Consider the following 870-nt stretch of genomic DNA (forward strand, 5'->3'; position numbering starts at 1 on the left):
GACCGCAGCCCCCACCGCTCCTGCAGCACCCACCACGGATGTGGCTGCTACCAAGAAGCGACGCCGGCCTGCATTCACGCCGTCATTGCTCATTCAGTCCTCTCCCATCAGCTTTTGTGGCCTGTTAAATCAGGCATCTACTAAATAAATCAATGTTACTTATAAAAATTTTGCCGAATGGTAATGAAAAGCCCCAATTCTGACAAGGGAATTACCCGGAGCTCTTACCCTCAAGCCTTGCAGTATAGGGGGTCTACGGAAGTGGCAAGTTGTCGCAGCGCAATTCTTTGATAAATCACAGGCATAAAAAAACGCCCGCTTCCGTGAGGAGGCGGGCGTTCTTTTTGAACGTGGAAGCGGAATTAACGCTTCGAGTACTGCGGACGCTTACGCGCTTTACGCAGACCAACTTTCTTACGTTCAACTTCACGGGCGTCGCGAGTAACGAAGCCAGCTTTGCGCAGAGCGCCACGCAGGGTTTCGTCGTAGTCCATCAGAGCGCGAGTGATACCGTGGCGGATTGCGCCAGCTTGACCACTTACACCACCGCCGATCACGGTGACGTAGATGTCGAACTTCTCGACAGTCTCAGTCAGCTCCAGCGGCTGACGAACTACCATGCGGGCAGTTTCGCGGCCGAAGAAGTTTTCCAGCGAACGGTTGTTGATGGAGATGTTACCAGTACCCGGACGCAGGAAAACGCGTGCGGTTGCGGTCTTGCGACGGCCAGTGCCGTAATTTTGAGTCGCCGACATAATGTACTATTCCGTTAAAACTTCAGTTCTTGGGGCTGCTGAGCAGTATGTGGGTGTGCAGCGCCCGCATAGACTTTCAGCTTACGGTACATGTCGCGACCCACTGGGTTTTTAG

Annotated in this window: 2 protein-coding genes and 1 pseudogene; all 3 read right to left on the reverse strand. The window is 53.3% G+C overall.

The genetic code is table 11. From position 1 onward, the window contains the following. Window positions 1–93: ubiquinol-cytochrome c reductase iron-sulfur subunit N-terminal domain-containing protein (locus ACIP66_RS27330; RefSeq protein WP_400652282.1), on the reverse strand; the 93-nt coding region annotated here is incomplete at its 3' end. Window positions 94–362: 269 nt separating this feature from the next. Beyond that, on the reverse strand, window positions 363–755 hold the full coding sequence (rpsI, locus tag ACIP66_RS27335; RefSeq protein WP_008080273.1) for a 30S ribosomal protein S9: 393 nt from the start codon (window positions 753–755) through the stop codon (window positions 363–365). A gap of 14 nt (window positions 756–769) precedes the next feature. Next, window positions 770–870, reverse strand: a pseudogene (gene rplM, locus ACIP66_RS27340) (50S ribosomal protein L13); the annotation flags it as partial.

Origin of the sequence: Pseudomonas sp. NPDC088429 (assembly GCF_044753305.1) — a bacterium.
GTDB lineage: Bacteria > Pseudomonadota > Gammaproteobacteria > Pseudomonadales > Pseudomonadaceae > Aquipseudomonas > Aquipseudomonas rustica.

Coding starts and splice junctions, on each gene's coding strand:
- rpsI (WP_008080273.1), bottom strand. CDS start 755: ATGTCGGCGACTCAAAATTACGGCACTGGCCGTCGCAAGACCGCAACC.